The organism is Phyllobacterium sp. YR620, assembly GCF_900104165.1.
GTDB classification, from domain to species: Bacteria; Pseudomonadota; Alphaproteobacteria; order Rhizobiales; family Rhizobiaceae; genus Phyllobacterium; species Phyllobacterium pellucidum.
Map to the genome: position 1 here is coordinate 265,548 of NZ_FNJP01000003.1, position 18,443 is coordinate 283,990.

Consider the following 18,443-nt stretch of genomic DNA (forward strand, 5'->3'; position numbering starts at 1 on the left):
AGCGGCGGGAAACGACCCACCGCAGTCGAAAGGTTCAATATAGGTCCCCGGCAAACACGTCAAGCACTAGATTTCGCCATATTTAGCAAAACAGTGTTAAAAAACAATATGTTAGAAAAAAGGTATTATATTACCGCATATTTTGGCTCTCGCGGTGCCCGCCCCAAGCTGAAATGCGCCAGGTTGGGGTCGTGCCCGCCAGCGCTTGCAGCAGGCACGCAACCCGCCAGTCAATGCTCGTTCGCGTGCGCGCCTTGCGCCTGGATTATCGCATCCGCTTCCTTACCGTACATTTCCTCGAAATGGTCGAATGTCTTGGCGAATGTGCCTATGCCCTGCGTTGCCGAACGCAATGTGCGCGCAAGTTCATCGAGGGCGCTGCCCGGAATGAGGGCCCGGAATATATCCCAGCCCTTTGCCTTGTCGTCGCGGTCGAACCCGAGCACCTGTCCCTTGAACGACGATATGATCGGCACCAGGCTTCCGGAATAGATCGAGGGGATCTTGATCTCGACGCGATAGATCGGCTGCATCAGCACGGACGAAGCCTGGGCAAGCGCATCGCGAACCCCCATCTTTCCGGCCGCGCGGAAGGCGAATTCGGAACTATCGACCGAATGGTGCTGGCCGTCAGTGAGCGTTACACCGACATCGATGACCCGCAGCCCCAGGGGGCCCTTGTCCATGGCTTCCCGCGCACCTGCCTCGACCGCCGGTATGAAGTTGCGTGGCACTGCGCCGCCCTTGACCGTTTCGGCGAAGCTGAAGCCTTCGCCGCGCCCATTGGGCCTGACGCTCAACTTCACGTCGGCAAACTGTCCGGCGCCGCCCGTCTGCTTGCGGTGCCGATAATTGACATCCGATGATTTCGAGATTGTCTCGCGGTAGACCGGGCTCGGTGGCTTCTCGCTGACATCCACGTGGAAGACTTCGGCTAAGGTCCGGCAGATGTCGCGCAGATGGACGGGCCCCTGGGAACTGATCAATTGCGCGCCGGTTCCTTCTTCCTGGGCAACCTTGATGCCGCGATCGGTTTCGGCCAATTTTGCCAGTGTTTCGGAGAGCTTGGTTTCATCGCGTTCGCTGCTTGGAACCAGTATGCGCTCCATCATTGGTGTGGGTGCATTGGTCCAGTTTGGGGCGTCGACGGCTGCATCCGCGCCAAGCAGCGAGGGGACGGGCAGGTGATCCGACTTGACCGTCGCAAAGACATCACCCGCCGACGCGGCACCCGAGGCAATCGGCTTTCCGGTGCCCGGATCCTGCACCGGGCCGAGCCGTGCGCCCGCAAGCATGGTGCCCTGTTTCAAACCGTCCGTGAAAGCACGCACGAGAATGGTCTTGCCGACATTCTGGCGGTGGTAGGCGTGAAACCCGACGGCGACCAGAGCACTTTCGGAAATGCTCCCCCCCGCCGACAGCCGCTTGCGCAGCACGTCAGCCTGCGGCGCTTCATGGCGGAGCGCCTTCATCAGTCGCATGATGCCGTTGCTGTGGCTTGCGGCCCCGACGAGCACCGGTATGATCCGGTTTTCGCGCAGGACCCGCGAGGAGATCGCATAGACGGCATTCGTTGCCGGTTCACGGTCTTCGATCAATTCCTCAAGCAGCCAGTCGTCAAATTCGGAGAGGTGTTCAAGCAGTTCGGCGCGCGCTTCATGTTCGCGCTCGATGAGGTCTGGAGGGATTTCGATCAACGACGATGGCTGACCTTCGCGGTAGCGCCATGCGCGCTCGGAAATCAGGTCGCAACTGCCGACGATCTTGTCGCCCTCGCGAATGGGAATCTGGCGGAGGATGAGCGTATGATTTGAGTAATCCTGCAGCGCGGCGACAACGTCCCGCAGGCGCCCGCGCGGCTCGTCCATCTTGTTGACGAAAAGGATGCAGGGCGTACCCGACGCTTCGATCGCGCGCAGGTATGGCGCAGCAAGTACGGCTTCTTCCGGGATTGTTGAAACGCACAGGATGCAGGCATCGCTGGCGAGAAGAGCGTGGTGGGCATGAGCAATCGCTTCGCCTGATCCGGGCGTGTCCAGCGCGCACCACGCCTCACCACCGAACTCGAATTCCGTCAGGCCAAGTCCATAAGGAGAAACAGATTTTCGTGGGGAACCTTCAAGTGAGCCGAGTTTGTCCACGAGCGTGGATTTTCCGGTTTGCGAAGGTCCGAGTACCGTAAAGCAGCGCATGGCGATCCTCCCTCTGCCAGCATCACAAAATCTCCGCTGGGAGGATGATGCCCTACACGGGCCAAAATCGCTAGGTACACGCGCTGATTTAGATGGTTGCCTGACCCGGCTCGAGGCGTTCCTTGCTTAGTACAGTCTCCCGCCGTTCGAGAAACTGTTTCCATCTAAACAAGAGAAGCGCTCTAATATTTCGCCGGCACATAGAGTTCGGGCGGCAGGACCTTGCGCTCGTAATCCGGATTGAACACGCGCTCGGGAAGGGCGATGTCCTCGTGCGGCACCTCCTCGTAGGGGATGCGGCTGAGGAGGTGATCGATGCAGTTGAGCCGTGCGCGCTTCTTGTCATTGCCCTCGACGATGTACCACGGCGCTTCGGGAATGTTGGTGCGGGCGAAAGTTTCTTCCTTGGCCTTGGTGTAGGATTCCCAGCGAACGCGCGACTCTAGGTCCATCGGCGAAAGTTTCCACTGTTTCAGCGGGTCGTGGATGCGCATAAGGAAGCGCATCTGCTGTTCCTCATCGGTGATCGAGAACCAGTATTTCACCAGCCTGATCCCGGAGCGAACCAGCATGCGCTCGAACTCGGGCACGTCGTGGAAGAATTCCTGCACCTGGTCTTCACCGGCAAAGCCCATGACACGCTCAACCCCGGAGCGATTGTACCAGGAACGGTCGAAGAGCACGATCTCGCCGCCTGCCGGCAGGTGAGGCACGTAGCGCTGGAAATACCACTGGGTCTTTTCGCGATCCGACGGAGCCGGCAGCGCAACGACGCGGACGATACGTGGGTTGAGGCGCTGCGTAATGCGCTTGATGACACCGCCCTTGCCGGCAGAATCGCGACCCTCGAAGATCACGACGACCTTTTCCTTGTGGTAAGCCACCCAGTCCTGAAGCTTGATCAGTTCCGACTGCAGGGAGAGCAGGGCACGGAAGTAGTCGATGCGCGGAATTGAGGGCGGATGAGACTTGCGATAAATCTTGCGGATCTCCTCCGAAAGCGCCGGCTCGGATAGTTCCAGTTCGTAATCCTCGTCAAGCGTGTCGGCTAGCTCAGCTTCAAGCCAGTCCTGTGCATCGGAATGTTCCTTGGATTTGTTCATATCGCCTCTCCGGGATTGGCCAACTGACGGCGGAGCACATTTTGCTACTGTGCCGTCGGTTATGCCACGCCCTCATGAAGGATTTTTGAAACAATTGTGAACCGGCGCCGAGGCCCTGTCGCTCCTCTATGCGGGCGACAGCACGGCGGCCTTGTCGTGTTCCTTCAATCCGAACACGTCGAATGGTCGCTCAAGCCCGCGCAGCCTGTGCGAGCCAAGACTTTCGAATTCGTTGCCGCAATCGGCCATCTCCACGAACGCCTTCGACAAAAGGACCGGACGCTTGATTTCCTTGGTCAGGCTCTCGAGGCGCGAGGCGATATTCACGGCCGGGCCGATCACAGTGAAGTCAAGCCGGCTGCGCGAGCCTATATTGCCGTACATCACGTCGCCGACATGGACCCCGATGCCATAGCCGAGCGGCTTGCGGCCCTTGCCAACGAGATCCTCGTTGAGCGCTGCAAGCGCGGTCTGCGCTTCGTTGATCGCCTGCAGCAGATTGCGGCAGGCCATGGGATCGCTCAGCGGGAAGATGGCAAGCAGCCCATCGCCCATGAATTTCAATATTTCGCCGCCATGGCGGGCGATGGGCTCGGACATTGCGTCAAAGTAGCCGTTCAACAGTTCGATAACGTCGTCGCGCGGCCAGAGATCGGATATTCCGGTAAAATCGCGCAGATCGCAGATCAATATGGCAGCGCCGACCGTTACGCCGCTGCCGCGCGTCGTGGCGCCGGCAAGAATCTGTTCGCTCGCGTGCGGGCCGACATAAGTTTCAAGCAGCGTGCGCGCGAGGCGATTTTTCAACCGAATTTCGCTGACGAGTGCGAGGGCGGGCAAAAGGTCGGTAAGATAGGCCACGTGTTCGTCGCTGAAACCGCCAGGCGCGTCGGCGGCAAAGGTGACGACATGTTCCTTGCCGAGGGTGTGGTAAAGCGGCCATGCGATATAGTCGGTGAGGCCTTCTGACCGCAATTCGTTATAGAGCGGATAGGTTTCCCCGCTATCCTCTTCGAGTCGCCACCTGATTTCGCGCACGCCACTCCTGATCTGGTCGATTGGGCTGTTGCGATACCGTTCAGTTTCCTCGATGCCGTAGCCGAATGTCTGGATATCGGCCTTGTCCAAGCCGGTTTTCCAGAGAATCCGCGCGCCGAGCCACTGGGGATGATGGGTTCTGAGATGCAGCGTCGAGCGGGCGACCGGCACGCCGTCTTCCATAAGGCGATTGCAGAGCTCGACGAAAATATTGTCGATGAAGCGTTCTTCACGGGTTGCATGCACGAGCCAGTCGAGCACCTTGCGCCGTTTGGCGGGCCAGGCCAGGTCACCAACGAGCGGAGGAACAGTGGATAGGGCTTGCATTGTGAATTTCTCCGTCATCGTCAGTCCAGGCTACACCCTTAAATAGAGCGCGGACCGATGGATTAAAGCAGAGCTGGTAAATAATAGCACTCGACCAGTTCCTGCAGGCCGGCTTCGCGCTCACCCATTTGAGCGTAATGGCCTCTGCCTCCTACCTGCGATAAGATGCGAGAAGGAGTGACATTGTGCTCCGGGGAAAAACGGTGAAATGGAACGTCACCTAGCTGCCGTGCTCATCGCCGACGTTGCCGGCTATGGCCACTTGAGCCAGATCGATGAGGAAGGAACCCGCGCAAGGTTCCAGAGCGATCTGTACGAAGTCTTTGAACCCAAGATTGCCAACCACCACGGCCGTCTGGTCAAGACCATGGGCGACGGGGTGCTGGTCGAATTCCATAGCGTCGTCGATGCCTTGCGCTGTGCGGTGGAGATCCAGCAGGAGAAAGCAAAGAGAAACGCAGGAGAACCCGCCGGTCATCGCCTCGATTTTCGCATCGGCGTCAATCTTGGCGATATCATCGTTGAGGGCGACGATATTCATGGCGACGGCGTCAACATCGCCGATCGCATCCAGGCACTTGCCGAGCCTGGGGGCATCGCCATCTCCGGAACCACTTACGATCACGTCAAATCGCGACTGCCCGTCGGCTATGTGTCTCTTGGCGAACAGAAGGTAAAGAGCATTGCCGAACCGGTACGCGTCTATCGTGTCGTGCTCGATCCATCCGCTGCGGGCAAGACGCTTGGAGCGCCTAAAAAGAAGTTCAACTGGCGGGTGCCTGCCGCGGCCGCGTTCCTTATGCTTGTGCTTGCCGGGGGAGCGCTGTGGTTCAAGCCCTGGACCCTGATATGGCCAGCGACGCCGGTGCAGCGTTTTGCCTATCCCTTGCCCGACAAACCGTCGGTAGCCGTTCTGCCGTTCATCAATGTCAGCGGAGACACTGAACATGATCATCTTGCTGAAGGCCTGACGGATGATCTCATCACCGAACTTTCGAAAGTATCCGGCCTCTTCGTCATCGCGCGCCATTCCGTGTTCGCCGTCAGCACATCGGCAAACAAGATACAGGACGTCGCTTCGGAACTCGGCGTGCACTATATTCTTGAAGGCACCCTGCAACGGGCGGACACCCGCCTGCGCATCAACGTCAAGCTCATCGATGCGGTAACGGGCCTGTCCCTTTGGGCCGAGCGGTACGACCGGCAATATGCCGATCTCTTCGCCGTACAGGACGATGTAATCGGCAAGATCATATCCGCGCTCGAGGTGAAGCTCAGCGAGGGCGAACGGGACCAGCTCGCGCGCATCCCCACCGATAATCTCGAAGCTTACGACTATTACATGCGGGCCGAGCAGGAGGGGTTTTTCTATGCGGATGTCGAGACTTACCGGCGAACCCTGTCATATTATCAGAAGGCGATCGATCTCGATCCACGTTTTGCCAACGCCCATGCAGGCATAGCGCGCGTCGCCGTTGACGTATGGCGCAACGACTATAATTTTCTCTGGTCGGCGGCGGTCGCGCGCAAGATTGCCTATGATGCGGCTGGTGAGGCACTGAAGATCGATCCAAACAATGCTAGGGCCCATACCGTGCTTGCGCTGTTGCAACTCGTCGATGGCCGTGAAGTGGAGGCGCGGGAATCCGCCAACCGGGCCGTCGCAACCCAGCCCAATGACCCGGAAGCTGTGGCAAACCTTGCTCTCATTCTTGCGCAAACCGGCAGCCGCGGGCAGGCGGTGACGGAAATGGACCGCGCGCTGCGGCTCGACCCGTCGCCGGAACCCAGCTTCAAACTGCTTGCAGGGATTGTCTACTACACCTCGCGCGAGAACGAGCGCGCGATCCCCTTGCTCGAGGCGGCGCGCGATTCGCTTCCCCGGGCGGAGCCGGCGCGCGAATATCTCGCCGCCGCCTATGTCGATGAGGGGAAGCTGACGCCGGCAGCTGAAGAAAAGGCGAAGTTGATGACGCTCTTCCCGGACGCCAACCTGACCTATTACAGCTATCTATACGATTACTGGCAGAAGGAGGATCTGGACTACCATCTTGCCGGCTTGAAGGCGGCGCGAGTGCCGCAATGGCCCTTCGATTTCCAGGGAAATCAGGCCGACCAATTGACCGAATCCCAGTTGAAGGACCTGGTCAATAGCAAGAAATGGGCCGGCAAGCACCGGAACGGTACGCAGTTCGTCCAGTTTTTCGACAGTGCAGGTAATACCGCCTACCGGAGCGCTAATACCAACATCACGGGCGCAGTTGAAATCCAGGGCAATCGGCTTTGCGAAAAATACCCGGGGTATTTTCGCGACCGCACCGTCTGCGGCTATGTTTACCGTAATACGACAACGGACGAGCGCGACTTGGATTATATCCAGGTCACGCCGCAATCCTTGAAGTATTTTTCCGTGGCGCCCTTATAGCAAAGATCTAGTTGGCTGGAGCTTCCCAATTCTTGTCCTGCTTTTCAGAGACAAGTGTCTGCTCGACCTCCGACCAGTGCTTTTGCGAGTCGGTAAGCTTGGTCGGGCTTTTCTCGAAGCCCTCTGCCGTACCGGGGTCGTAGCTGATGTAAAGCTTGCCCTCGATTATGCGCCATGCCTTGGGATCAATGTTGGTCGTTACCGTGCCGAAGGAAACGCCGTCAGCGCAATAGCCGCCATATTGCGGGGCGTATTTGCCGGGATCCGCCTTGAACAGGTCGCGGTTTTCGGCGTTGGCAAATTGCCAAGTCGCGCCCAGCCAATGATATGAATATTGCGGGTTGCCTTGCACGGCGTCATGCTGGGTGAAGTAGGCGACCGGATCGTACCCTTTTATCGCCACGTCTCCGAAATATCCGGTGTTGACGAATTCCTCGGCCACAACGGGCTGTGCGAACGAAAGCATGCCAATGGCCGCTGCCAACGCTATCGCGTGTCTCCGCCTGTGATCTGACATTCCAATCCTCCAATTCATGAATCTGGACGGCCCGCAACGTCGCGCTATTTGCGCTTGGTGCATTCGTCGTAAAGCCGCTCGCCGACAAGGTCGGCCTTCTGGCAGACAGCACCCGCCTTGATCAAAAGGTCGGCTGCATCCCAATGTTCACGCCAGCCCGCCTGGCTTAGAGGCGTGTAGCCATTCCGTTCCGTTGCCTCGACCTCGGCCTTGTTCGCCAGGAGAAATGCAACGATATCTGCATGGCCCTCCTCGGAGGCGGCATGCAGGGGCGACATGTGATAAAAGTTCTTCTGGTCGTTGACTGCAGCGCCCTTCGAAACGAGCAATTCCACCACGTCGAGATGGCCGCCATAGGCAGCAGCATGCAAAGCGGTCAGGCCGCCCTTGTTACGGATCTCGATATCGGAACCACGTTCCAATAATAGCACGACCACATCCTTGCGACCATTCAATGCAGCAATGACCAATGGCGGTTCGCCCGTTTCATCGGGTTCGCCCACCTTTGCGCCCTGGTCGATCAGTTGTTTCGCGCGAGCAACATCCCCGTCCCTGGCAGCATCGTGCAGCGGACCCGCCCATGCGGCTGTGATCCCAAGCAGGATACCTAGAACGGAACCATAAAGAATCTTCATCCCACATCCTCCGCCCTATCTCGGATTCTCTTGAGCGGAATGACGACAAATTATCACGGCGATACCCACCGGACAAGGATTAGGCTTTTGCTTCACCCGAAAGGCGCTGTTCGAATTGTTACAGTTACGTACTTCCAGTTGTGCCGGCCGCGAGCGTTTATGAGTGAAAGTTACCTGTTGCCAGGAGGGGTCGCCGTGGGAAATTTCACAAAATTGGGATGGGTTCGCGTTCATGGGCTCGCCAGGGTTTGGGCAATTCTTTTCGTCTTTCTGCTCCTAAACGCGGGTTCAGCCCTTGCACAGTCCGACCCGCTGCCGTCTTGGAACGATGGGCCAAACCGCACAGCCATCGTCGATTTCGTCAAGCGCGTCACGACCGATGGTTCGGCCGATTTCGTAGCGCCAGTAGACCGCATTGCCGTCTTCGACAATGACGGCACGCTATGGGCAGAAAAGCCTGTGCCTTTTGAACTTTTCTTTGCCTTGGACGAAGTCAAGCGTCTGGCGCCGGAGCATCCCGAGTGGAAGGACACGGAGCCCTTTAAGTCCGTTCTTGCCAACGATCTCGCCGGGGTCGAGGCCTCCGGCATGAAAGGCATGCTCGAAATCATGGCGGCGACCCACGCCGGTATGAGTACAGAGGCATTTTCAAAGACCGTCGCCGACTGGTTTGCCACGGCAAAACATCCGGTCCGTCAAAAGCCCTACGGTGAACTCGTCTACCAGCCGCAACTCGAATTGCTCGCCTACCTGCGCGACAATGGTTTCCGCACCTTCATCGTGTCGGGCGGAGGCGTTGAGTTCATGCGCGTCTTTGCCGACAAGATCTATGGCGTGCCGCCCGAGCAGGTGATTGGTTCCTCCGGTGTCGTTAAATATCAGCTTGGGGCTGACGGGAAGCCTGAGTTGATGAAGGAACCAAAGGTCGAATTCATCGATGACGGTCCCGGCAAGCCCGTTGGTATCAATCGCTTCATTGGACGCTGGCCAATCATGGCCATCGGCAACTCCGACGGCGACCGGGAGATGCTTGAATATACAACCGCAGGAAGCGGTGCGAGGCTGGCGGTCTATATCCATCATGACGACGCCGAGCGCGAATATGCCTACGACCGCACCGACAAGCTGGCGAAGTTCGACAAAGGCTGGGATGAAGCAGTCGCAAAGGGCTGGCAGGTCGTCAGCATGAAGAACGACTGGAAGGTGATTTTCCCGCCGTCAAAGTGAAGCGAGGCGGCGACGGCCTGCCTGGTACCAGCGAGGGACGAGCGACGTCAGGCCCGAACAGGCGCGAGCGATTTCAGGGTGTTGCAACGACCATTGCTTCAGCGCTCGCGAGGCCGGGCTGCGTTCAAATGAATAGTGACGGGATCTGTCATCGATCGGTATGCCGAATTCCCTGGCAAGCAGTTCCACATCCTCATCAAGGAAGAGGGGAAGCGATATGAGCGGTTCGGAATTTCTGCAGATGGCGTAGTAGCGCCTGCCGGGGACCTTCGACAGCACCAGATGCGAGCGCAGCGGGGCGCCATAACCGAAGGTGCGGCTCTCGAGCAGTTTGAGGTATGGACCGTCAGCGTGGACGGTACCGGTAAATGTGCGACCGCAAATCTCGATACGATAGAATTCGTGTCTGTCCGGCATGCAGTTCTCCTGACATTCAACCGAGGGTCTGACGCAGGGCACGCATAATGAGTAAGACGAATCATTGGCTTGCGGAAGGATACTGATCGAACCGCCGGTTCGCCGCATCACCCGTGAGGGTGAACCACGGCAGTTTTCACAGCGGTTTCCCAGCCATTGCATGCTATGCTGGCGGTTAAAACGTGCATGACTTTCCCTTACCTCTCTTGGAGGCGATGATGGACGTAAAATCTAAACCGACGTGCCGGCTGGTCAAACCGCATCACACCTACGGCGGCAAACAGGGACTGAATTACTTTGAAGGAATAGCCGCCGAGACGGTCGGATCGACGGGAATTTGCATGCATATATTGACGATTCCTCCGGGCGCGAGGGCCAAGGCGCACATGCACGAGGCCCACGAAACGGCGATCTATATGCTGTCGGGCGAGGCACATACCTGGTACGGCGAAGGGCTCAAGGAACACATTGTCGTCCATGCGGGCGAGCTTTTCTATATTCCTCCAGGCGTGCCGCATCTGCCGGCCAATCTCAGCAACACGCCTTGCACGGCAATTATTGCCCGCACGGATCCAAACGAGCAGGAAAGCGTTGTCCTTTTGCCGGAACTCGATGCGGTCGTGCCCTAGCAGCATACGCGTGAGCCGGAGGTAATGTATTTTTGCCTGTTGGATCAATTGGTTTCGGCAATGCGCTGCGCTATCTTGGCTGCCATGGCGTGACAGAATCGGAGTGCGGTATGAGCGTCTCAATGGAAGTGGTGATGGAAGTCTCAGCTCCGGTAAAGCGGCGGAGCGCGTTCCTCGCCGCCTGCATGTTGACAGGTTGCACTATATTGCCGCTGGGACCTGCGTTGGCGGCAGATTGCGGTTCCACCGCAGCGCCGGGTTTGGACTGGACCGATTGCACGAAGCGCAACATCATGATTCCCGGCAGCGAACTCGAAGGTGCCAAGCTCTTCAGCACCGATTTTGCCTCTACCGATCTCAGCAACTCCAACCTCAAATCGGCAAACCTCGAAAAGGCGACACTGGTACGGGCTTCGCTGGCCGGTGCCGCAGCCGAGAAGGCCAACTTCTCCAAGGTCGAGGCCTACCGCAGCAATTTCACCGGCATTTCCGCTGAAGGCGCCAACTTCGCCAGTGCGGAACTGCAACGATCCGGGTTTGCTAAGGCCAAGCTGACGGGAGCGAATTTCGAAAAAGCCGAGCTTGGACGCGCCGATTTCGATGACGCCATCCTGACCGGCGTACGTTTCTCGCTGGCCAATCTGTCCCGGGCAGACCTTAGTCATGCAACATTTGAAGGACCGATCATCTTCGACCATGCCTTCATGTATCTGACGCGGATCGAGGGGCTCGATCTCTCGGCGGCGCAGGGGCTGGAACAGGGACAGATCGAACTCGCCTGCGGTGACGCCAAAACCAAATTGCCTGCCGGCCTCAACCCGCCGTCGGGATGGCCGTGCCCGCCCGACGATCGCGACAACTGACAAATCGCCTCAACTATGGCGTACTTTCCAGGCGAGCTGCGCCAGCGCCCCTCCGACGCTGATCAATTGGATGCCGAGCAGCAAACCGATGAGCCAGAGCGCTGTAACCGGCAGGCTTATCAGCAGGAACAGCGACAGAAGAATGCCTATGATGCCGCTGACGAGAACCCAACCCCAATGCGGGAAGGGCCGGATCGTCAGGGAGAAGACCACCTTCGATATGCCTTCGATCATGAAGAAGACGATAAGCAGCAAGGTCACTGTAACGAGACCCTGCGCCGGATCGCGCAGGAACAGGAAACCGATCAGCACGGCAAGGAAGACGGAAATGAGCTGCAGCCAGAAATTCGGGACATGGCGGGCATAGAACAGCCCTATGCATTGCAGGATGCCGCTGAAAATAAGCAACCAGCCAAGCAACAGAATAACCGCGACGGATGAGAACACCGGATAGATGATCGCCAGAACGCCCGCAACGACGAGCAATATTCCTTCGATCAGATACCACAGGGAATACCGCTTGACGGTCGCCCGCATGGCTTCCCGATAGACTTCGGCTGCTTGATCCAATGACATCGACATCGTTGCTCTCCAAATGGAAATTGATCGACTGAAATGTGGCGACTTTCGCGAGGTTACGCTGTCGGAACAAGTACGTAACAGTAACGGTGCGTGCGGAGAGCCATCATCAGGATCTAATCGAGAGGAAACTGCCGCCTGACCCATTCGCTTTTCGGCACGAGGCTACCCATCGCGTAGCTGAAAGCGACCACCTTGGTTCCCTCATTATCGACCTTGCAATGGAAGTCGAGGTCGTACCAGTTAGAACCGTTGCGGAACGCACCACCGATGGCATCGAGTGTCGTGGCGGTATAGCTGCTTCCGCTCGCGCCAAATGGAACAAGTATGTCCGTTCCCGGCCTCTGGCGGCGGATTTGTTCCAGCGCCTCTATCATGCACACCTGCTTCATGCGCTGTCGCGGCGGCAACCGCCCGAGCGCCTGCATGACGCGCGGATCGAACAGCGCCCCGGCGGAGTAGAGTTCGCGCGCCACCACAAGTTTGCCGCGTCGCGACGCAGGCTTGGCCGCAGCCGGTTTCTTGCTTTCATCCGGCTTTGGGGCGGTAGACGCGGTTGGAGCCGGAGCCGGATTCGGCGCGGCAGCAGCATTCGCCTCGGCTGCCTTGGCATCGGCCGCAGCAAGCCCGTCCGGGCTTGTCCGGTCCGGTGCGCTCGGCGCGGCTTCTGTGGGCTTTCCACCCGCAGCGGCCTTGTTTTCCGGTTCGGCAGGCTTGTCAGTCGGGTCTTCGACAGGATCGCTCGGTGCTGACGGCGCCGGCTGCGACTCCTTCACGTTCTGGTCTGTCTTTGCGGCAGCAGATTCGAACACCTCGACCGGTTTGGCAGGTTTAGCCGTTTCAGGCGGCTTCTCCTGGGGCTTGGGTGGCGGCGGGGCCGGTGGCGGCGGAGGCGGCACAAGTGTCACGTCTACCTCCTGCGGAGGCGTTGTGACCGGTGAGGGCATAGGCAATCCCAGCACCAGCAACAGGATCACACCTACATGCACGATCGCGGAAAGGGGGGCGCCCCATCCCAATCTTCTTGACGATTTTTCCGCGAACTCATGCATCGACTGTTTCCCGATCAATCGGATCCTAAAAGTTCAGCATGAGCGGCGCAACTTCCACGCGCTACGAACGTTTAGCCCCCGATCAGGCCGGACAAACGAGCAAGGCTGCAGGCAGGGTGATCCCGCGCTGGATGCAGCACTCTCACGATGGCGTGAGGTGATGACATCGCGTGGCGCAGGCGAAAAAAATCATGTTATGCCTTTAGCTCCACGAAGACACCAACTCAAGCAAGCACAAGCGTTGCAAGCCAGATGCGGAGTTCGCCATGATTACCTTCAAGCTAAATGGACAGGAACGGACTTTCGACGGGGATCCCGATACCCCACTGCTCTGGGTCCTGCGCGATTTCGAAAAACTGACAGGCACAAAGTACGGTTGTGGCATCGCCCAGTGCGGCGCTTGCACCGTCCATCTCGACGGATCGACCCGGCGCAGCTGCATTACGCCGATCTCGACGGTCGATGGATCGGAGGTCATCACCATCGAAGGCATCGAGGGCAAGGAAGCGGAGGCGGTTCGCAAGGCATGGATCGCGATAGACGTTCCCCAATGCGGATATTGCCAGTCAGGCCAGATCATGTCCGCCGTGTCGCTCTTGCAGTTGACGCCGAAGCCCACCGACGAGGATATCGACGGTGCGATGGCCGGCAATATCTGCCGCTGTGCCACCTATCACCGCATCAGGCAGGCCATCCACAACGCCGCCGACACGATGGAGGGCTGAGCCATGACCTTCAATGCTCTCACAGCGACGCGCCGTTCCTTTCTCGCCGGCGCTGGCCTCATCATCGGATTCACACTCGCGCCGAAAGTCTTCAGCGCCTCCGCGTTAGAGGGCGTACAGGCGGGAGGCGACAAGAGCCTTTCCCAGATCAACGCCTTCATAAAGATCGGCACCGACGACACCGTTACCGTGCTCTCCAAGCACATCGAGTTCGGCCAGGGACCTTTTACCGGGCTTTCGACCATCGTCGCCGAGGAGCTCGATGCGGACTGGAGCCAAATGCGCGCGGTTCATTCACCGGCCGACGACAAGATCTACGGCAATCTGGCATTTGGCCTGCAGGGCACAGGCGGCTCGACGTCGATCGCCAATTCCTATGACCAATTGCGCAAGGCGGGCGCAACGGCACGCGCCATGCTGGTTGCCGCGGCGGCTGCCGAGTGGGGTGTTCCCGCAGCCGAGATCACGGTTGAAAAGGGCCGCATCAAACATGCGGGGTCCGGCAAGGAAAGCGGCTTCGGCGCATTTGCCGACAAGGCTGCCACGCAGACCCCTCCCGCTGAGCCGAAACTGAAGGACCCCAAGGACTTCGTGCTTATCGGCCAGGAATTGCCGAAGCTCGACACGGTAAGCAAAACCAATGGCACGGCTGTGTTCACCCTCGATATAACCGCCGACAACATGCTCTATGCTGTCGTCGCCCATCCGGACCAATTCGGTGCGACCGTCAAGTCGGTGGATGACGCGGCAGCGCGCAAGATCCCCGGCGTCCTTGACGTCAAGACAATCCCGCAGGGCGTCGCGGTCTATGCCGAGAGCACTTTTTCCGCCCTGAAGGGCCGCGACGCGCTCACGGTCGAGTGGGACCTGTCCAAGGCCGAAACACGTTCAAGCGACCAACTCACCGCCGATTTCGCCAAGCTTTTCGGCACGGATGGACATGAAGCCGCCAACACCGGTGACGTTGAAAAGTCGTTCGGCGGCAACGGCGTGCAGACCCTCGAAGCTGACATCGTCTTTCCATTCCTCGCACACGCGCCCATGGAACCGCTCGATGCGGTGTTTATCAAGGCGGCCGATGGATCGGTCGATGTCTTTAACGGCGCGCAGTTCCCCACGATGGACAAGAAGGTCACCGCGCAGGTGCTCGGCCTCGATCCTGAGAAGGTGCGGGTCAACACGCAGCTCGCCGGCGGAAGCTTCGGTCGCAAGGCGCAATTTGGCTCGCCCTATATCGCCGAAGCTGCTGCAGTTTTCGCCGCGACCGACGGCAAGCGACCGATGAAACATATGTGGACGCGCGAAGACGATATTCGCGGCGGGTTCTATCGGCCGATGTACATGCACAGGATGCGCGGAGCGATCGACGCGAATGGCAATGTCGTCGGCTGGGATCAAACAATCGTCGGCCAATCCATAATGGCCAAGGCGGACCTCGACGAAACCTCCGTCGAAGGAGCAGCGAACCTGCCCTATGTCATACCGAACCTGCGCGTTATCTCGCACAATGTTTCCCTTGCCGTGCCGCCGCTTTGGTGGCGGTCGGTCGGTCATACACACACGGGCTTTGCGGTCGAAACCTTCATGGACGAGCTACTGCAGAAGGTGGGCAAGGATCCCGTCGAGGGACGGCTTGCGCTCCTCAGCAAGGAGCCGCGCCATATGGGCACCTTGAAGAAGGTTGCCGAAATGGCCGACTGGGGTTCCGCCGTGCCTGATGGGCGCCAGCGCGGTGTTGCGGTGGTCAAGAGCTTCGGCACCTATGTCGCGCAGATCGTCGAAGTATCGACCGGCGATGATGGCGCGCCGCGGGTTCACAAGGTCTGGTGCGCCGTCGATTGCGGTGTGGCGATCAATCCCAACGTCATAAAGGCGCAGATGGAGGGCGGCATCGGCTATGGCGTCGGTGCGGTTCTTTTCGACGCCGTCACGCTCGGCCAAGGCGGCAAGATCGTGCAGTCCAACTTCCACGATTACCGTTCATTGCGCATCAACGAGATGCCTGCGGTGGAGGTCGCGATCATATCTTCAAGCGAAAAACCAACGGGTGTCGGTGAACCTGGGGTTCCGCCTGTTGGGCCGGCCATTGCCAACGCCTGGCGCCGCCTCGGCCATGGCGCCGTGCGGCGTCTGCCGATCGTCAGTATCGGCTCGGTTTGAGGGGGCGCGCCATGAACAGGAACCTCGCTTACATCTCCGTGGCGGTTGCCATCAATGCCGCCCTTGCCGTCTCGAATATCTCGATGGCGCAGGATAATCCGGTGAACGCCCTGAAACCGGCCTCTGCCTTTCAGGCTATTGCTGATGAAAATCAGCGCTCGGTGGCGCTCTTCGAAGAGGCCGGCAAGGTGATCCAGCATCCGCGCTGCGTGAACTGCCATCCGGCGACCGACAGGCCGCTGCAGTCGATGTCGATGCATGTGCACCAGCCGCCGGTCACGCGCGGCGAGGCTGGCATGGGCGTCCCCGGCATGATGTGCAGCACCTGCCATGGCCCGGAAAACGTCAAGGTTGTAGGGCAGGCCGAAACCATCAAGAGCATCCCCGGTAATGGCAACTGGCACCTGGCGCCCATCGAAATGGCCTGGGAGGGCAAGTCGCTCGGTCAAATTTGCAGCCAGATCAAGGATCCGCAGCGCAATGGCGGCAAGACGCTCGACCAGATTGTCGAGCATATGGCCCATGACGATCTTGTCGGATGGGGCTGGCAACCGGGCGAGGGACGTGAGCCCGTGCCGGGCACGCAAGCCGAATTCGGCGAGTTGATCCGCGCCTGGGTCGAGACGGGCGCTGCTTGCCCGTCGTAGGCATGCGCCAATCCGTTATTTAGGTGGAATCGAATAGGTCGACGTGGCGTGGGCGACGAGTTCGCCGCTCACGGCGCTTGTAATGGAGATATCGACGACAGCGAGGCGTTTGCCCAGCTTCAGCACGCGTGCCGTGGCGTCGATCGCGCCGAGCTCCGGCTTGCGCAGGAAATTGATGTTGAGATTGATCGTGACAGCGAGCGCTACCGGACCGATCTGCGCGAGGATTGCTACATAGGCCGTAAGATCGGCGAGGGCGAAAAGTGTCGGCCCCGACACCGTTCCGCCGGGCCGCAGATGACGGTCCTTCGGATCGAGACGCATCGAGGCGAAGCCCTCACCTGCGTCGGTAACGATGAATGTCATACCGTCAGCATTTACCTGCGGAAATTCACGTTCCAGAAACGATGTCAGCGCTTCGACGTCCATCAACGGTGCCACAATAGCCCTCCCGATTGTTTTCTTTAGCATTTCGCTGCTATTTTCAAACTAAGCAACTGCATCGTCTTGACAAGGATGAGCGCATGAAACCGCCGGGATTAGTTGTTGCATCGTGCATCGCCGCACTCGTCTATGTCGGGGTGCTCGCTACTCAAACCCCGCCGCCGCCCATGCAGGCGATCGAGCCGTTCAGCCTGCCGGAACGTCCCGTTGCGCTGACGGAAGACATGATCACGCGCTTTCTTTATGGCTTCGCACCGGTTGCGGCCCGGGCGAGGGAGGTAAACGGGCAGGGTGAGGCGGCCCAGCGCCAGGCGGCGCTTGATGAGACAGCGGCCGAATTCGGCTTTGCCAACTTTACCGACTGGGTAAACACCACCAACACGATCATGGTGACCTATCATTGGGCGACCAATCCCGATCCGCGCCTTGAAGTAGAAAATGCGATTGACGCCATTCCTGCCATGACCAATCTTAACGATCAGGAAAAGGCTGATATGATCAACGGCTTGAAGGCGGGTCTTGCGCGGGTGGAAAGCGCGAGGCCCACGCCAGAGAACCTCGCAATCGTCCAGCGCCATCTGCGAACGCTGAAGCCGTTTTATGATCTTTGGGCACCGCCCGGCCAATAATCCAAGAGGAGTTCGATGGGAGAAATTCACGCCATCCGCAAGGAAGAGCCGATGATCGCGTCGGAACTGTCGGACGGCATTCTGCTGCTGACCTTGCAAAATCCTCCGGCAAACGCGCTTTCGCTTGCCACGATGCAGATGCTGCTGGACCTGTTGCGATCTGCGCGCGAGGACGAACGTGTGCGTGTGATCATCCTCCGGTCCGGCCTCAAGCTTTTTTCCGCCGGGCACGATCTGAAGGAAATGACCGCGCATCGGAGTGACGAAGATCGTGGCCGCGCCTTCTTTGACGCCACGATGCGCCTCTGTGCAGAACTGATGGAGGAAATCGTCCGCCATCCGCGCCCGGTCATCGCGTCTGTCGATGGGCTTGCGACCGCGGCGGGGTGCCAACTCGTCGCATCGTGCGATCTGGCGATCTGTTCCGACAAATCGACATTCTGCACTCCGGGCGTCAATATAGGGCTCTTCTGCTCCACGCCCATGGTCGCCCTCTCACGCAATGTCTCACGCAAGCAGGCGATGGAAATGTTGCTCACGGGTGAAACCATCGATGCGTCGACGGCGCGCGAATTCGGCCTTGTCAATCGCGTCGTGCCGCAGGAGTATCTCAATCAGATTGTCAGGAAATATGCGCAAAGCATTGCAGCAAAATCGCCTTTGACCGTGAAGATCGGCAAGGAGGCATTTTACCGTCAGCTCGAAATGGGGCTGACCGCAGCCTATGACTATGCGGCAGGGATCATGGTGGAGAATATGCTGGCGCGAGACGCAGAAGAGGGTATCAATGCTTTTATCGAGAAGCGTTCGCCCGAGTGGAAAGGTGAGTAACCC

Annotated in this window: 18 protein-coding genes; 9 read left to right on the forward strand and 9 right to left on the reverse strand. The window is 58.9% G+C overall.

All coding sequences use genetic code 11. The features are described 5' to 3' along the window. Positions 1-230: 230 nt before the first annotated feature. The 3 genes from BLR72_RS13080 to BLR72_RS13090 form a co-directional block, all read right to left on the reverse strand. On the reverse strand, positions 231-2,192 hold the full coding sequence (locus BLR72_RS13080) for an elongation factor G (RefSeq protein ID WP_091949184.1): 1,962 nt from the start codon (positions 2,190-2,192) through the stop codon (positions 231-233). Between the two features lie 182 nt (positions 2,193-2,374). Further along, positions 2,375-3,295, reverse strand: coding sequence for a polyphosphate kinase 2 (ppk2, locus tag BLR72_RS13085; RefSeq protein WP_091949187.1), 921 nt, complete (start codon positions 3,293-3,295; stop codon positions 2,375-2,377). 126 nt (positions 3,296-3,421) lie between these two features. Continuing rightward, positions 3,422-4,660 carry an adenylate/guanylate cyclase domain-containing protein gene (locus BLR72_RS13090; RefSeq protein ID WP_244506695.1) on the reverse strand — a complete coding sequence of 413 codons (1,239 nt, stop codon included), beginning with the start codon at positions 4,658-4,660 and terminating at the stop codon, positions 3,422-3,424. Positions 4,661-4,868: 208 nt separating this feature from the next. Here BLR72_RS13090 and BLR72_RS13095 point away from each other — a divergent pair, with 208 nt between their 5' ends. Continuing rightward, on the forward strand, positions 4,869-7,085 hold the full coding sequence (locus tag BLR72_RS13095) for an adenylate/guanylate cyclase domain-containing protein (protein ID WP_091949192.1): 2,217 nt from the start codon (positions 4,869-4,871) through the stop codon (positions 7,083-7,085). Positions 7,086-7,092: 7 nt separating this feature from the next. Here the strand turns inward: BLR72_RS13095 and BLR72_RS13100 are convergent, their stop codons facing one another. Both BLR72_RS13100 and BLR72_RS13105 read right to left on the reverse strand, forming a co-directional pair. Beyond that, positions 7,093-7,602 carry a YHS domain-containing (seleno)protein gene (locus BLR72_RS13100; RefSeq protein WP_027232429.1) on the reverse strand — a complete coding sequence of 170 codons (510 nt, stop codon included), beginning with the start codon at positions 7,600-7,602 and terminating at the stop codon, positions 7,093-7,095. 44 nt (positions 7,603-7,646) lie between these two features. Beyond that, positions 7,647-8,237 carry an ankyrin repeat domain-containing protein gene (locus BLR72_RS13105; protein ID WP_027232430.1) on the reverse strand — a complete coding sequence of 197 codons (591 nt, stop codon included), beginning with the start codon at positions 8,235-8,237 and terminating at the stop codon, positions 7,647-7,649. Positions 8,238-8,492: 255 nt separating this feature from the next. Here BLR72_RS13105 and BLR72_RS13110 point away from each other — a divergent pair, with 255 nt between their 5' ends. Beyond that, positions 8,493-9,464 carry an HAD family hydrolase gene (locus BLR72_RS13110; protein WP_027232431.1) on the forward strand — a complete coding sequence of 324 codons (972 nt, stop codon included), beginning with the start codon at positions 8,493-8,495 and terminating at the stop codon, positions 9,462-9,464. Here BLR72_RS13110 and BLR72_RS13115 read toward each other — a convergent pair. Next, positions 9,456-9,881, reverse strand: coding sequence for a hypothetical protein (locus BLR72_RS13115; RefSeq protein ID WP_027232432.1), 426 nt, complete (start codon positions 9,879-9,881; stop codon positions 9,456-9,458). The genes BLR72_RS13110 and BLR72_RS13115 overlap by 9 nt on opposite strands. 218 nt (positions 9,882-10,099) lie before the next feature. Here BLR72_RS13115 and BLR72_RS13120 point away from each other — a divergent pair, with 218 nt between their 5' ends. Further along, entirely contained in the window at positions 10,100-10,510 is a 411-nt protein-coding gene (locus BLR72_RS13120; protein ID WP_091949195.1) for a cupin domain-containing protein, read from the forward strand. A 185-nt stretch (positions 10,511-10,695) separates the two neighbouring features. After that, the gene (locus tag BLR72_RS13125; protein ID WP_091922994.1) at positions 10,696-11,373 is read left to right on the forward strand and encodes a pentapeptide repeat-containing protein; all 678 of its coding nucleotides are present in this window, start codon (positions 10,696-10,698) and stop codon (positions 11,371-11,373) included. Between the two features lie 9 nt (positions 11,374-11,382). Here BLR72_RS13125 and BLR72_RS13130 read toward each other — a convergent pair whose 3' ends face one another. Then, positions 11,383-11,955, reverse strand: coding sequence for an HdeD family acid-resistance protein (locus tag BLR72_RS13130; protein ID WP_036814795.1), 573 nt, complete (start codon positions 11,953-11,955; stop codon positions 11,383-11,385). 113 nt (positions 11,956-12,068) lie between these two features. Next, positions 12,069-12,860, reverse strand: a complete 792-nt coding sequence (locus tag BLR72_RS13135; protein ID WP_175492356.1) for a DUF930 domain-containing protein — start codon at positions 12,858-12,860, stop codon at positions 12,069-12,071. Between the two features lie 410 nt (positions 12,861-13,270). Here BLR72_RS13135 and BLR72_RS13140 point away from each other — a divergent pair, with 410 nt between their 5' ends. Genes BLR72_RS13140 through BLR72_RS13150 form a run of 3 tightly spaced genes read left to right on the forward strand, consistent with a single transcriptional unit; the run spans position 13,271 to position 16,536 of the window. Then, complete coding sequence (locus tag BLR72_RS13140) at positions 13,271-13,729, forward strand: (2Fe-2S)-binding protein (protein WP_027232437.1); 459 nt, start codon at positions 13,271-13,273, stop codon at positions 13,727-13,729. Between the two features lie 3 nt (positions 13,730-13,732). Beyond that, on the forward strand, positions 13,733-15,889 hold the full coding sequence (locus BLR72_RS13145; protein WP_091949201.1) for a xanthine dehydrogenase family protein molybdopterin-binding subunit: 2,157 nt from the start codon (positions 13,733-13,735) through the stop codon (positions 15,887-15,889). Positions 15,890-15,900: 11 nt separating this feature from the next. Next, positions 15,901-16,536 carry an Isoquinoline 1-oxidoreductase subunit gene (locus BLR72_RS13150; RefSeq protein WP_091949204.1) on the forward strand — a complete coding sequence of 212 codons (636 nt, stop codon included), beginning with the start codon at positions 15,901-15,903 and terminating at the stop codon, positions 16,534-16,536. 15 nt (positions 16,537-16,551) lie between these two features. Here the strand turns inward: BLR72_RS13150 and BLR72_RS13155 are convergent, their stop codons facing one another. Then, positions 16,552-17,007, reverse strand: coding sequence for a PaaI family thioesterase (locus BLR72_RS13155; RefSeq protein WP_091949207.1), 456 nt, complete (start codon positions 17,005-17,007; stop codon positions 16,552-16,554). Positions 17,008-17,060: 53 nt separating this feature from the next. Here BLR72_RS13155 and BLR72_RS13160 point away from each other — a divergent pair, with 53 nt between their 5' ends. Then, positions 17,061-17,609 carry a hypothetical protein gene (locus BLR72_RS13160; RefSeq protein ID WP_091949209.1) on the forward strand — a complete coding sequence of 183 codons (549 nt, stop codon included), beginning with the start codon at positions 17,061-17,063 and terminating at the stop codon, positions 17,607-17,609. 15 nt (positions 17,610-17,624) lie between these two features. Continuing rightward, positions 17,625-18,440: an enoyl-CoA hydratase gene (locus BLR72_RS13165; RefSeq protein WP_091949212.1), complete on the forward strand. Its 816-nt coding sequence runs from the start codon at positions 17,625-17,627 to the stop codon at positions 18,438-18,440. Positions 18,441-18,443: the final 3 nt, after the last annotated feature.